At 38.7% G+C, this 13,900-nt stretch carries 12 protein-coding genes and 1 pseudogene; 9 read left to right on the plus strand and 4 right to left on the minus strand.

The genetic code is table 11. The features are described 5' to 3' along the window. Nucleotides 1–267 carry a YeaC family protein gene (locus FTT84_RS08795; protein ID WP_067762652.1) on the plus strand — a complete coding sequence of 89 codons (267 nt, stop codon included), beginning with the start codon at nt 1–3 and terminating at the stop codon, nt 265–267. A gap of 75 nt (nt 268–342) precedes the next feature. Here the strand turns inward: FTT84_RS08795 and FTT84_RS08800 are convergent, their stop codons facing one another. Continuing rightward, nucleotides 343–1,347, minus strand: coding sequence for a glycosyl transferase family protein (locus FTT84_RS08800; RefSeq protein WP_180057397.1), 1,005 nt, complete (start codon nt 1,345–1,347; stop codon nt 343–345). Nucleotides 1,348–1,758: 411 nt separating this feature from the next. Between FTT84_RS08800 and FTT84_RS08805 the strand changes: the two genes are divergently transcribed. Both FTT84_RS08805 and FTT84_RS08810 read left to right on the plus strand, forming a co-directional pair. Next, nucleotides 1,759–3,099 carry a dicarboxylate/amino acid:cation symporter gene (locus tag FTT84_RS08805; protein ID WP_067762650.1) on the plus strand — a complete coding sequence of 447 codons (1,341 nt, stop codon included), beginning with the start codon at nt 1,759–1,761 and terminating at the stop codon, nt 3,097–3,099. 172 nt (nt 3,100–3,271) lie between these two features. Further along, nucleotides 3,272–4,414: an acyl-CoA dehydrogenase family protein gene (locus tag FTT84_RS08810; RefSeq protein ID WP_067762649.1), complete on the plus strand. Its 1,143-nt coding sequence runs from the start codon at nt 3,272–3,274 to the stop codon at nt 4,412–4,414. A 93-nt stretch (nt 4,415–4,507) separates the two neighbouring features. On the opposite strand, the gene FTT84_RS08815 is transcribed toward FTT84_RS08810, so the two are convergent. Continuing rightward, the gene (locus tag FTT84_RS08815) at nt 4,508–5,044 is read right to left on the minus strand and encodes a DJ-1/PfpI family protein (RefSeq protein WP_067762648.1); all 537 of its coding nucleotides are present in this window, start codon (nt 5,042–5,044) and stop codon (nt 4,508–4,510) included. 504 nt (nt 5,045–5,548) lie between these two features. On the opposite strand from FTT84_RS08815, the gene pheA reads away from it, so the two are divergent. From pheA to FTT84_RS08835, 4 genes are all read left to right on the plus strand, one after another. Next, nucleotides 5,549–6,658, plus strand: coding sequence for a prephenate dehydratase (pheA, locus tag FTT84_RS08820; RefSeq protein ID WP_067762647.1), 1,110 nt, complete (start codon nt 5,549–5,551; stop codon nt 6,656–6,658). Nucleotides 6,659–6,727: 69 nt separating this feature from the next. Next, nucleotides 6,728–7,819 (plus strand): histidinol-phosphate transaminase, encoded by a 1,092-nt coding sequence (gene hisC, locus FTT84_RS08825; protein WP_180057399.1) that lies wholly within the window; start codon nt 6,728–6,730, stop codon nt 7,817–7,819. A gap of 3 nt (nt 7,820–7,822) precedes the next feature. Further along, complete coding sequence (locus FTT84_RS08830) at nt 7,823–10,072, plus strand: bifunctional prephenate dehydrogenase/3-phosphoshikimate 1-carboxyvinyltransferase (RefSeq protein ID WP_180057402.1); 2,250 nt, start codon at nt 7,823–7,825, stop codon at nt 10,070–10,072. A 115-nt stretch (nt 10,073–10,187) separates the two neighbouring features. Next, the gene (locus FTT84_RS08835; protein WP_067762644.1) at nt 10,188–10,559 is read left to right on the plus strand and encodes a hypothetical protein; all 372 of its coding nucleotides are present in this window, start codon (nt 10,188–10,190) and stop codon (nt 10,557–10,559) included. Nucleotides 10,560–10,623: 64 nt separating this feature from the next. Here the strand turns inward: FTT84_RS08835 and FTT84_RS08840 are convergent, their stop codons facing one another. Continuing rightward, entirely contained in the window at nt 10,624–11,148 is a 525-nt protein-coding gene (locus FTT84_RS08840; protein ID WP_180057405.1) for a hypothetical protein, read from the minus strand. Between the two features lie 255 nt (nt 11,149–11,403). After that, a complete protein-coding gene (locus FTT84_RS08845; RefSeq protein WP_180057408.1) occupies nt 11,404–12,030 on the minus strand; it encodes an alpha/beta hydrolase in 627 nt (208 codons plus the stop codon). Nucleotides 12,031–12,155: 125 nt separating this feature from the next. Between FTT84_RS08845 and yaaA the strand changes: the two genes are divergently transcribed. After that, nucleotides 12,156–12,935 (plus strand): peroxide stress protein YaaA, encoded by a 780-nt coding sequence (gene yaaA / locus FTT84_RS08850; protein ID WP_180057411.1) that lies wholly within the window; start codon nt 12,156–12,158, stop codon nt 12,933–12,935. A gap of 319 nt (nt 12,936–13,254) precedes the next feature. Beyond that, nucleotides 13,255–13,900, plus strand: a pseudogene (locus FTT84_RS08855) (IS4 family transposase); the annotation flags it as partial.

Genomic DNA, 13,900 nt, shown 5'->3' on the forward strand with positions numbered 1-13,900 from the left:
ATGAATATTGAACAAATGCTGACTGTACTCGATCCTGAAATTGTGGCTCGTCTTAAAACAGCAATTGAAATCGGTAAATGGCCAAACGGTGTTGTTTTAACTAAAGAGCAACGTCAAATTTGCATGCAAGCAGTTTATGCTTGGGAAATTAAACATCTACCTGAAGAAGAGCGTAGCGGTTATATTGACCGTGGTACGAAAGAAGAAGATGAACATTGCGATTCACATGTTGAAGAGCCAGAGTTCAAGCCAATTCGTTTTGTCTAAGTATTCTTAGAAAAAAAGACACTGATGTGTCTTTTTTTTATCCTAATTTTTTTGGGTATGTGTGGAATCATCAAATTAGATTTTAGAATTACGATTTTCCCAAAGTTGTTTGGCCTTTAACATTGCTTCGTCATAACTTTCACAAACACCCATCGTATATAAGGCAATTCCGATGGTTTCAGGGACAGCTACTGCACCATAAGCATGATCTTGCTGACCTTCCCAAACTGATTTAAATACAGCAAGATCTAACTCTTCCTCAATCGGACTACGATTGTCCGTAAGTTTTGGCAATTCGTGTTCGTATAATTGACCAGCTTTAATACCGCAGATTAACGTTTTAGCATCTGGATTGCGCTCAAACTCACCACCTTCGCCTTTAATGACAGCACTGTTTTGATAGCCCAATTGAAATGCTGCGCGTTGGTGTGAGCTGCGGTAGGCTGGGTGGAAAATTGCTTGCATAGTGGCTTTTGCATTAAAGGGATTAATTAAGCGCGCAAGCGTATGAATTGGTGAGCGTAAACCCATCACATTCCTTAAAGAAATTAGTTCACTTAAAATTGGGGAGATGACTTCGAGTGGAATATAGGCAAAATTACGTTGTTTGAGTTGTTGTTCCACATCTTGGTCATTTTGGCAAATAGGAAAACCCAAATACTCTAATACTTCTTCGGTATAAAGGCGGTTAATGGTGTGACCAGATGCACCATGCATCACAATTTTATAACCATGTTTTGCAAGTGTTAATGCTGCCAATAAAAACCATGGATAATGTTTACGTTTGCCTGCATAGGATGACCAATCTAAATCGACATCAAGCGGTTTAAAGCTGAGTTGATCACGTGTTGCTTGTACAAAACCCGTTAATTCATCTACAGATTCTTCTTTTACGCGCAATAACATTAAAAAAGCGCCTAATTGTACGTCTAAAACTTCATCTTTTAAGATCATGCTGAATGCTTGATAGGCTTCATCATAAGTCAGTGAACGGGCCCCATTTTTACCTTTACCCACAATTCGAACAAATTGGGCAAATGGATGTTCAAAATCTTTATAGATATTTCGTTTATTGTTCATGTAAAAATTCGGCTTAAAACTAGGACTTAAGGATAGTTTACTTCTATAGGTGGTATTTTTCAGCTTTATATTATGGTTAAAAATGAGCTTTATTAGACTATAGTATAATGAGTTGCGATTATTATTTAACCCAAATTAACATTTGCAGCAAAACAAGCCAATAAAAAACAGGTAAAATTTAACCTACTTTAGTATGTGTTTCATCTCCTGTTCAATTCACTGATTTGATGTCAGGTCTTGAAGTGATCGCAATTTCATCACTCGTGCACAGTTTAGTTTTTTTACAGTATTTAGTGTTCTAGATGCTTTGGTGCTCTTTTACTTGGATAAAAGAGTTTTGGGCTGTTTATTTTTTTAAAATAGACAAAAACTGAATATTTCTAGCTTAGAAATATATCGTGAAGTAATGTCATGGCTAAAAAACCAATTTATAAGTCGCTGTATTTTCAAGTGATTGTTGCCATTATTGCGGGTATCTTAGTGGGGCATTTCTCACCAAGTGGTACGCAAATTATTAATGGTGCAGAGCAATATGTTCCAGGTTTAGGTGAGCAACTTAAACCTTTAGGTGATGCATTCATTCGTTTGATCAAAATGATCATCGCTCCAGTAATTTTCTGTACCGTTGTAAGTGGTATCGCGGGTATGGAAAGCATGAAATCTGTCGGTAAAACCGGTGGTGTTGCTTTACTTTACTTTGAAATCGTTTCGACTATCGCACTGATTATTGGTTTGCTTGTAATTAACATTGCAAAACCAGGCGTAGGCATGAACATTGACCCTGCAACATTAGATACCTCAGGTATTTCTAAATATGTTGCTTCAGGTGAATCTCAGTCGACCATCGACTTCTTCATGAATATTATTCCGAATACTGTTGTGGGTGCTTTCGCTGAAGGTGAAATTCTACAAGTATTGTTATTCGCTATTTTATTTGGTTTCGCGCTACATAAATTGGGCGATGCAGGTAAACCTGTATTGAAATTCATCGATCAAGTTTCTCACGTGTTCTTTAACATCGTAAACATGATCATGAAACTTGCGCCAATTGGTGCGTTCGGTGCAATGGCATTTACCATTGGTAAATATGGTATCGGTTCATTGGCTCAATTGGGTCAATTAATCATCTGTTTCTATATTACTTGTCTACTATTTATTTTCCTTGTACTGGGTACGATTGCACGTATTTGCGGTTTCAGTATTTTGAAAATGATTCGTATGATTCGTGAAGAGTTATTGATTGTATTGGGTACATCATCTTCTGAATCTGTACTACCGCGTATGTTGAAAAAACTTGAGCTTGCAGGCGCTGAAAAATCAGTTGTAGGCTTGGTTATTCCAACAGGTTATTCATTTAACTTAGACGGTACTTCAATTTACTTAACCATGGCTGCGATCTTTATTGCACAAGCAACAAATACACCACTTGATATCTCTCACCAAATTACCTTGTTATTGGTGTTATTGATTTCATCTAAAGGTGCTGCTGGTGTAACAGGTTCAGGCTTCATTGTTATGGCTGCAACATTGTCTGCTGTTGGTCATATTCCTGTTGCTGGTTTGGCATTGATTCTTGGTATTGACCGTTTCATGTCAGAAGCGCGTGCGTTGACTAACCTTGTGGGTAACTCATTAGCAACATTGGTGGTTGCAAAATGGGTAGGTCAATTAGACAAAGAAAAATTGGACTATGCTTTGGCTAACCCTGAAGAAATTGATAAGCAAATGGCAAGTGAAGCAAATCATGCATAAAAGCATATGCTGATTGTGCTGTGATAAAAGGAAGCTTCGGCTTCCTTTTTTTTAAGCTTAAATGATGATGAATAATTTTGAACGCTTTAGTTTTTCAGCATGACGCTACCTTAAAAGTGCAATAGGATGTGGCTCAACAAAACAACAAATTGAAATACAAGGAAGCAATAATATGCTGGCGTATGATGCAGATTTAGAATTATTTCGTGATAATTTCCGCCGCTTTTTAGCTGAGCAGGTCGCACCACATTATGAGCAATGGGAACGAGAGGGCATCATGCCGCGTTCTGTGTGGAGTGCGTTGGGTGAAAATGGTTTCTTATGTGTAGATGTTCCTGAAGAATATGGTGGTTATGGCGTTCCGACACATTATTCACTCATGTTGGTGGAAGAATCTGCTCGTGCTGGCTTTAGTGCTCTATCTACCGGTATTTCATGTCATTCTGAAATTGCAGCACCATATATTCTGCATATTGCCAATGAAGAGCAAAAGCAATATTGGCTACCGAAAATGGTTAGCGGTGAAGTGGTGGGCGCAATTGGGATGACTGAACCGGGTGCAGGTTCAGATTTACAGTCCATGCGCAGTAGTGCAATTTTGCAAGGTGATCATTATCTTTTAAATGGTTCAAAAACTTTTATTTCAAATGGCCAGCATGCTGACTTAGTAGTATTAGCAGCAAAAACAGATCCTCAAGCACGTGCCAAAGGTGTATCGCTGTTATTGGTGGATACACATTTGGAAGGCTTTAAAAAAGGCACGAATCTAGACAAAATAGGCTTACATGCACAAGATACATCTGAGCTTTTCTATGACAATGTCAAAGTACCAAAGGAACAACTTTTAGGGCAGGCAGGGCATGGTTTTGCATATTTAATGCAAGAGCTTCCTCGAGAACGTACAGCAATTGCTTCGACTGCAATTGGCGCTATTCGTGGTTCAATTGATGTGGCAACACAATATGTCAAAGAACGCCAAGCATTTGGGCAGGCAATTGGTCAATTCCAAAATACACGTTTTGTTTTGGCGCAAGCAAAAATTGATGAACTGGCAACAGCAGCTTTTTATAACCAAAACGTAGAATTGTATATGCAAGGTAAACTTGATGTTGAAACTGCGGCTGCGTTGAAGAGTTTCGCTACGGATATGCAAATGAAAGTTGCCGATAATTTGTTGCAGTTATTTGGCGGTTATGGCTACATGACGGAATATCCGATATCACGTTTCTTTGTAGATGCACGTATCCAACAAATCTATGGTGGTACGAACGAAATTATGAAAGAGATTGTTGCACGTAGTATTTTAGGTCGTTAAATAACAGCAGATGATCGTTACTTAGAATTAGTTCTTGTGAATAAAAAAAAGCGGATTCAGTTCCGCTTTTTTTTATTCAATAGTAGAAGGAAATTATTGAATAGGCGGGTGAGGTTGCCCCAATACTTGTAAACACACATCTATAAACTTAGGGGTGTCCGATGTGCTGCGTGAGGTAATATATAAATTACAGTCATTGACGACAGGTAAATCGGATAAAACAGCACCTGCTTCTAATAAGTCTTCATTTAGTGTTTGAATATTAGCCAAATGTCGACCTTTGACGACACCTGCCTCTAATAACAGTAAAGGGCCATGACAGCTGGTCAGAATAGGTTTTTGGCTATCAGCAAAGTGACGAACGAAATATAAAAAGCGATCATCTAATGCCAGTTTGTCTGGTGAAAATCCACCCGGTATAAACAGCGCATCAAATTCATGTACGGAAGCATCATCAATGCTTTGATCAATAGTGATTTGGGATTGGCGTTTCATCCCATAAACAATTTTACCGACCTGTTCTTCGATATTGATAATACTATGTCGAGCAGCTCTGAATGCCTCTACAGGTTCAATATATTCGACATCTTCAAAATCATAGGTCACCAACACAGCAATTCTTTTGTGCATAACCGTATCCTTTGAGACTATTTTTGTTTTAGTTCTAAACGACTATATCTAAATTCAGATAAATGTCTGTCTTATTTGTTATCAATGCGTCAACGTCTGTAAATATTAGGTGATGGTAAAGCATAAATCACTGAAAAGATGACCAATGACAGTTTGTTTTAAATCACCTGTATTCGTTTCAAGTTATTGCAGTATGTAGAGTCTTTTAGCTGGTATGTGGCACAGATTACTTAGGTTTGTTTTAAAGATTATTTGGCTTGAACTTTTGCTAAGAAATTTTATTTAAAAATGTCCAAATTCTCCGAATGATGGTTCTTTCAATTCATATTCAACAAAAATTGCTAAGTTGATCAATTTACCTGTTTTGGTTCTTCAGTTGAACTGATGATGGTTTAATCAACTGTATGTTTTTAAGACTGAATCAATCAAAGTCGTATTGCGCAACAATTGAAAGCTAACTATTGTTATACTGTTTGCAAAATATTTTTGAAGGGCGACATAACAATGATCCACGATGATCAGAACACTACGACTTCTCTTGACTTAGTTCAGATTCGTGATGATATTGACTCTGTTGATATGCAGATTCAACAACTTATCAACCGTCGTGCGAAACTGGCAGAAGCAGTTGCAAAAGCAAAATTTGCTGCTGAAGAGAATCCACTGTTTTATCGTCCTGAACGTGAAGCACAAGTTTTACGTAAAGTTATGGATCGTAATGAAGGGCCATTATCTGATGTGACTATGGCGCGTTTATTTCGTGAGATCATGTCGGCATGTTTGGCACTTGAAGCACCACAAAGTATTGCGTTTTTAGGTCCAGTCGGAACTTATACGCATTCGGCTGTTTTAAAACATTTTGGTCAAGATGCTGTTGTTCGCCCACTTCCAACGATTGATGAAGTATTCCGCGAAGTAGAAGCAGGCAGTGCGCACTATGGTCTTGTGCCAGTTGAAAACTCATCTGAAGGTGTAGTGAACCATACCCTAGATTGCTTCAAATCTTCACATCTCAATGTGATTGGTGAAGTTGAACTTCGTATTCACCACCAATTTCTGGTGTCTGAAAACACTCGTAAAGACAGCATTAAGCAAATTTATGCGCATCAACAAACGTTAGCACAATGCCGTAGTTGGTTAGATGCACATTATCCAGGTGTAGAACGTGTGGCTTTAAGCTCAAACGCAGAAGCTGCGCGTCGTATTCGTAATGAATGGCACTCTGCTGCAATTGCATCTGAAGTGGCAGCGAATATCTACAATCTAGAAATTTTGCATAGCAATATTGAAGACAACCCAGAAAACACCACACGTTTCTTAGTGATTGGCCGTGAGAAAGTACCGCAATCGGGCAATGATAAAACTTCATTGTTGATTTCTGCACATGACCGTGCAGGGGCATTACTTGAAATTCTTGCACCGTTTGCCAAGCACAACATCAGCTTAACCAGTATCGAAACCCGTCCTGCATTGCCTGAAAAATGGGCTTATGTATTTTTTGTGGACTTAGAAGGTCATGTTGAGCAAGAAAACGTGAAAGCGGCAATTGAAGAAATTCGTCCGTTAGTAAAAGAAATTCGTGTATTGGGTTCATATCCGATTGCTGTTCTTTAAGATCACAACTGTGATCAGCTTCAACAGGAGTTGATCACCTTCATCACTTGAAATAACCGGAAGTGTAAAATGACGTTTGTCCCAGCCAATGAAGGCATTGCAAAGTTAAAGCCTTATCAACCAGGTAAACCAATTAGTGAACTTGAGCGTGAGTTGGGTATTACTGATATCGTCAAACTCGCATCAAATGAAAACCCATTGGGTTGTTCAGATAAAGTTAAAGAAGCTGTTGCTGCTGAACTTGCTGAAATTGGTCGATATCCGGATGGTGGCGGTTTTATTCTAAAAGACCAAGTTGAAAAACAATTTGGTGTAGCGCATAACCGTATTACTTTGGGTAATGGTTCAAACGATCTTCTGGAAATTTTTGCTCGCGCATTCGTTTCTGAAAATGATTCAGTTGTTTATAGCCAACATGCATTTGCTGTTTATAGTTTGGTGACTCAAGCAATTAATGCTGAAGCAATTGAAGTCCCTGCGAAAGGCTTCTCACATGATCTAGAGGCAATGGCTGCTGCGGTTAAAGCTAATACTAAATTGATCTTCATTGCCAATCCAAATAACCCAACAGGGACTTGGTTTGAAGAAGCTGAATTTGAAGCATTCATGCAAAATGTGCCTGCAAATGTGATTGTGGTATTAGATGAAGCGTATGTGGAATATTTCCCAGAAAACTTCAATAGCTTGAAATTCTTAGACCAATACGCAAACTTAATTGTGAGCCGTACCATGTCTAAGTGCTATGGCCTGGCTGCACTACGGATTGGTTTTGCACTCGCGTCAGTTGAAGTAACCGACTTCTTAAATCGTATTCGTCAGCCGTTCAACGTCAACCATTTAGCAATGGTTGCTGCGGTTGCTGCACTTAAAGACGAAGCGTTTATTGAAAAATCACGTGTTGTCAATAAAGCAGGTATGGCTCAGCTTGAAGCAGGTTTTGAGGCTTTAGGCTTAGACTATGAACCTTCACGTGCCAACTTCATTTTAGTAAATGTAAAAGCAGATCCTGCACAAACATTCAACGCTTTATTAAAAGAAGGTGTGATTGTACGTCCTGTAGGTATTGCAGAACATCTTCGTGTGTCTATTGGCACTGAAGCTGAAAATGCAAAATTCCTCGCTGCATTGGCTAAAGTATTGGGCCTAGAGGCAAAAGCGTAAGTTATGTCTGTGCCACTATTCGAAAAAGTTGCTTTTATTGGGCTTGGGCTCATTGGCTCAAGTCTGGCTCGTGTCATTGTTGCAGAAGGCTTGGCCAAAGAAATTGTGGCGTCTACACGCTCACAAAAAACTTTGGACGATGCTAAAAATTTAGGTCTGATTCAGCAGGGCTATAACGACCCCGCTGAAGCGGTCAAAGGTGCAGACCTGGTTGTTCTTGCATTGCCTGTCCGTGCAACGCAAAAAGTCTTGGAAATTATCAAACCGTATTTGTCTGAACAGACCATTATTACAGATGTTGGTAGCACCAAGGGAAATGTTGTTGATGCTGCCAAAGCGGTTTATGGTGAGCAATTGCCAGCTGGTTTTGTTCCAGGTCATCCAATTGCAGGCGCTGAGCATACTGGTGTACACGCAGGTAAGGTTGATTTATTCGTAAATCACAAAGTCATTTTGACGCCGTTACCAAGCAGTGCAGACTGGGCAGTAGAGAAACTGATTCGATTGTGGCAAGCTGCCAAAGCGGAAGTGATTTGTATGGATGTGGAAAAACACGATGAAGTGTTGGCCCATACCAGTCATCTTCCACATTTAATGGCATTTAACTTGGTAGAGCAGCTGGCTAACCGAGAAGACAATTTAGATATTTTCCGTTATGCCGCTGGTGGCTTTCGTGATTTTTCACGAATTGCTGCAAGCGACCCACATATGTGGCATGACATCTTTTTTGCTAATAAAAAGGCAATTTTAAATGCGGTGGATGGCTTTGAAAGACAATTGGCCGTTCTACGTAAACTGATTGAAGATGAAAATTCACAAGCATTGATGGGATTGCTGGGGCATGCACAAGCAGCACGTCAGCATTTCAATCACATGCTCGCAAAGAAACCACTGATGGAGAAAAACAAAGTGACGACACAGCAATTCAAAATTTTACCAGGTGTTAAGAAATTCCAAGGTAAATTTACTGTGCCAGGTGATAAATCTGTGTCACATCGTTCCATCATGTTTGGTGCCATTGCAGAGGGAACGACTCATGTAACAGGTTTCCTTGAAGGTGAAGACGCGTTAGCAACATTACAAGCTTTCCGTGATATGGGCGTGAGTATTGAAGGCCCGAAAAATGGTGAAGTCACCATTCACGGCGTAGGCATGCATGGCTTAAAAGCGCCTGCAAGTGCGTTATATATGGGTAACTCAGGTACTTCAATGCGTCTGCTTTCAGGCATGTTGTCTGCACAACAGTTTGACTCGGTTATGACGGGCGATGCTTCATTGTCTAAACGCCCAATGGAGCGTATTGCAAAACCTTTACGTGAAATGGGTGCGCAAATTCAGACTACAGGTGAACGTGGTACACCACCAGTTTCGATTTCAGGAAGTCAAAAGCTAAAGGGGATTCATTACGACTTGCCAATGGCATCTGCACAAGTAAAATCAGGTATTTTATTGGCAGGTTTATGGGCTGAAGGTGAAACAGTTGTGACTGAACCTGAACCTACACGCGACCATTCAGAGCGTATGCTGCGTGCTTTTGGTTATGAAGTGAAAACTGAGGGTAACCGTATTTCACTGCAAGGCGGTGGAAAGCTAGTGGGTACTGATATTCAAGTTCCATCAGACATTTCATCAGCTGCATTCTTTATGGTTGGTGCAGCAATTACCGAAGGTTCGGATGTCACTCTGGAAGCGGTGGGGATTAACCCGACACGTACTGGTGTGATTGAAATTTTAAAACAAATGGGTGCTGATCTGACGGTTGAAAATGAACGTATTGCAGGCGGTGAACCAATTGCAGACATTCGTATTCGTGGTTCACGTACACTCAAAGGCATTCATATGCCAGAAGATCAAGTGCCATTGGCGATTGATGAATTCCCAGCGTTATTTATTGCTGCTGCATGTGCGGAAGGTCAAACAATTTTAACAGGTGCAGCTGAACTGCGCGTAAAAGAGTCAGACCGTATTCAAGTGATGGCTGATGGCCTGAAAATTATGGGTATTGAATGCACACCGACTGACGATGGCATTATCATTGAAGGTAAAGGTAAGTCTGGTGAGTGGGGTGCTATTTTCACAGGTGGTCAAATTGAATCACATCATGATCACCGTATTGCCATGAGCTTCTCTATGGCAGGTTTACGAACTTCTGGTGAAATTAATATTCTGGGTACAGAAACTGTTGCAACAAGTTTCCCAACATTTACTGAGCTTACAACGCAAGCAGGTCTTGAAATTGCAGTAAGTGAATAAAAAATATTTCACAGAAATTGTATATTTGTTAGACAACAGCCAAGCAAATGCTTGGCTGTTTTGTATTTATTGCTTATGCTAAAACCATACAACAATAAAGCCTTTGGATAGCGTAATGAGAAAACTACAATTTACTGCAAACAGTGAACAAGATCTTGCGGATACGACGGTGGATACTCAAACTCAAGTGGCTGAGTTTTTAGCAAGTAAGCTTGAGAAATATGGTTTTCAAACCCTTTCGCAAAGTGGTGACCAAATTGCAGTAAGTGTTGATCAACATGAATTGCCACTTTCTGTCATGTGCCAAGGCAAAGACGAGGCGGGTCGTTTGGTCTGTGAAATCACCTCTTATCCAGATGAAGATCAAGACTGGCTAGATAGAATTACTGAACAAAGTTTGCTGAATCAATTAGCACAAGCGGTTGAAAATACTTTAAAGGAAAATGAAAGCTATAGTGAATTTCAATGGAAAACCATTAATAAGTAACGTGTTAAAAACTGATATAAAAAAAGCAGCAATCAGCTGCTTTTTTTATTTATTGAACAGCGTTTTATAAACATTCAATAATCAGAGGGTTAATTGTGCGATTGCCTTTTTTCATATGGTCACACATGCCTGATGCTTCACTTTCATTCAAACCCCAAAATACAATCACACCACGCTGATTAGCGATTTTAGGATCACTAATATGAATATAGTGCGTATCATGATAATTTTTATCGAGCATGTCTTTGTATTTTTGATCGGTAAACGTTGAACACGAAGAAACTTCAGCAGCTTGGCAGACAGAATCGTTGTCACAGCGCTGTTTGAATGTTGAAATCATGCTACTTGATTCAGAGCTATTGAGTTGAGCTTGGCATATATCCGTATTTGGAAAGTCATATACCATCTTCAAGTTGAAGTCTCGACCTTGTACATTCATTTTATAAGATGCAGTTAAATAGGCTTTAGGACCACTTTCAGCAGAGACTGTGGATGCAGGTATAGCTGTTGGCGTTTCTGACTTTGAATTAAAGTAATAAACCAACAATGCAATGATCATGCTGGCTATTATGGCGATGATAAATTTCATGTTTCCCCTTGGAAAATTATTGTTGTATATTTTTTTCTGTATTTTTAATGAAAAGTTATATTTAAAACAATATTTCATTCTGACATTTTATAAATATCTTTTAGTCTTTTTATTCTATTTGCTTGGCCATCAAGCAATTAAACACTTATTTAAATTCAGTTTGAAAGTTACATATTTATTGAAATACCTAAAAATTAAGAATAAAAAGCCAGCGAGACTGACTTTTTATTCTATTAATTTTGATACAAATTGGGATCAAACTAAAAAGCGCGAAATTGCAATACGGAGCTGTTTTAAGTAACCCGTAAAGAAATGATTTGCACCCGGTAAAACGGTAATTAAATGGCGCTGAGGTTTAGCCCACTGAATGAGGTCAGACAACAGGGTTACATTATCTTCTTCACCATGGATAAAGAGAATATCACCCTTAATATGAGGGGTTACATAGTGACGAACACCTGCAACTGTCGTGGTTGGTAAACCACATAAAATGGTCTGTACAGGTTGTAATTCGATAGGTAACAACGCATAGCATTTTGTCATTACATTCGCACCAAAACTAAAACCACCTGCATAAAATGGCAAGTTAGGATGTTGGCTGCGTGCATATTCAATCACTAGCATGGTGTCTTTGGTTTCACCATTGCCTTCATCATGTATTCCAGCACTTTGGCCAGAACCGCGAAAACTAGGGCGATAAACCACATAGCCACGTTCTAAAAACATTTGTGCTAATAGTACAGGGACTTTGTGCTGTGGTGTGCCACCTTGCAGTGGGTGAGGGTGTGTAACTACCGCGAATCCTTTCACTTCACCCTGTGGATAATCAATAAAAATTTCAAGCTGACCAACAGGCCCTTGAATGAACAGTTGTTCTGACATAATGACTAAAATGTGAAAGCGGGAGAGTCGCATAGTTTACAGATTATGTTTATCAAAAACACAGATTGGCTTTGAAATAACGCAACTGTTATAGTTTATTTAATTAAAATTTAATCAGGTTGTTTATGCTCGCTTTAATTTCTCCTGCAAAAACTTTGGATTATGAAACTGCATTACCGACAGAAAAATTTACCCAACCACGGTTGCTTGATCACTCTCAAGAATTAATTGAAGTGGCTAGCAAATTATCCGCAAGTGAAATTGCCAGTTTAATGAGCGTAAGCGAAAAAATAGCCACTCTAAATGCAGAGCGTTTCCGTGATTGGCAACCTGAATTTAATTTTGCGAATGCCCGTCAAGCTATTTTTGCCTTTAAAGGTGATGTGTATACAGGCTTGAATGCATATCAGTTAGAGAAGCAAGATATTGATTATGCTCAAAAACATTTACGTATGTTGTCAGGCCTTTATGGTTTATTACGACCGCTTGATTTAATGATGCCTTATCGTTTGGAAATGGGAACCAAACTTAAAAATACTCGCGGCAATAACTTATATGAGTTTTGGGGTAATACGATTACAGAGACCATTAATGCAGATTTGGCACAGGCTGAATCAGAACTTCTGGTGAATATTGCCTCTGATGAATACTACAAGTCTGTGAAAGAGTCGAAGATCAAAGCTGAAATTATTAAGCCTGTATTCCTTGATCAAAAAAATGGAAAGTATAAAGTCATTAGTTTCTATGCTAAAAAAGCACGCGGACTCATGGCGCGTTATTTACTCGAAAATAAAATTGAACGAGCAGAAGACATCAAATCCTTCAATACTGATGGTTATTATTTTGATGCGGAGAGTTCACTTAAAGGTGAATTGGTCTTTAAGCGTGATGAACAAGCAGCTTAATTTTACATTTTAGCAATGCCACACTTTGAATTTTATTAATAAATTTGAGGTGTGGTATTTTTTAGCGATTTGTGTTGAGTGCTGATCAGCCACTTATCGGAAAGTAAATTTTTCGATAAGAAGACAAATAAAATGACATTGATCGCAAAATTCTCAAGTTGTGTATCAGAATATAAAATGCGTTTATACCATTCAAAAATAATAGAATCTTAAAAATAAGATTAAGTCATTGAATATAATTGTTTTTTCTCTGTACACGACAAAAATAGATAACTCATTGAAATAATGTCACAATAATTGTTTTCTAACGACGAATACTATGACACATCTCAATGAGCTATATCTTATCTTAAACAAATATCTAAAATGGAACAAGTCACATTTAAAGTGCTTTGCGCTCATCATGCTTGTGATTATTTTAAAGCAAACATGTAATCTTTCTTCTGCATCTAAAGCCTTGCCCATCAAGTGCTTACCACAATCATTTTATCGACGTATGCAGCGCTTCTTTGCAGGTCAGTATTTTGATTATCGTCAAATTTCTCAGTTGATTTTCAATATGTTTTCATTCGACAAAGTGCAACTGACTTTAGATAGAACCAATTGGAAATGGGGAAAACGAAATATTAATATCCTGATGCTTGCGATCGTTTATCGTGGAATAGCGATACCTATCGTTTGGACATTACTTAATAAACGGGGAAATTCAGATACGAAAGAGCGTATTGCTTTAATTCAACGCTTTATATCCATTTTTGGTAAAGACCGTATTGTGAATGTGTTCGCGGACAGAGAGTTTATCGGTGAGCAGTGGTTTACATGGTTAATTGAACAAGAGATCAACTTCTGCATTCGTGTTAAAAAAACTTTATTGTCACCAATCATTTAGGAAAGAATCATAAAATTAGTGATTTATTTCGCCATCTTCAAGTTGGTCAAATTGAATGTCGTAAACGACGGATTTT

The sequence above is a fragment of the Acinetobacter sp. YH01019 genome (genome assembly GCF_013420285.1).
Lineage (GTDB): Bacteria > Pseudomonadota > Gammaproteobacteria > Pseudomonadales > Moraxellaceae > Acinetobacter > Acinetobacter gandensis.